Here is a 278-nt window from a genome sequence, read left to right as displayed (position 1 = left end):
CCTGGTTGCCGGTTCCCGACTTCCACCATGCCTTGGCCGTCGACCATCAGGAACACGACCCGGCATCGCTGTTGAATGCCAGCCGGGAGCTGCTCGCCTTCCGCCGCCGTCACCCCGCTCTCAGCCGAGGGGAGATCCACTTCCACTCGCTGCATGAGGAAGTCATCTGCTTCACGCGTCACTCAGGCGGCGAGTCGTTGCTGATCGCGCTCAACTTCTCTGCTCAGGCCCTGACTCTGAAGACCGCCTGGCGAGCGGAAGCCCTCGAGGATGCCCCC

1 protein-coding gene is annotated in these 278 nt (G+C 64.7%); it reads left to right on the top strand.

Features of this window, described 5'->3' with window-relative positions:
* The coding region (locus R0J88_RS19695; RefSeq protein ID WP_410900828.1) for a DUF3459 domain-containing protein at positions 1-278 on the top strand (278 nt) is incomplete at both ends.

This window comes from Pseudoalteromonas sp. SIMBA_162, assembly GCF_046535955.1.
In the GTDB taxonomy this organism is placed as follows: domain Bacteria; phylum Pseudomonadota; class Gammaproteobacteria; order Enterobacterales; family Alteromonadaceae; genus Pseudoalteromonas; species Pseudoalteromonas marina.
The sequence above is the reverse complement of the archived record's forward strand: the minus strand, read 5'-3'. Positions and strand labels throughout refer to the sequence as shown.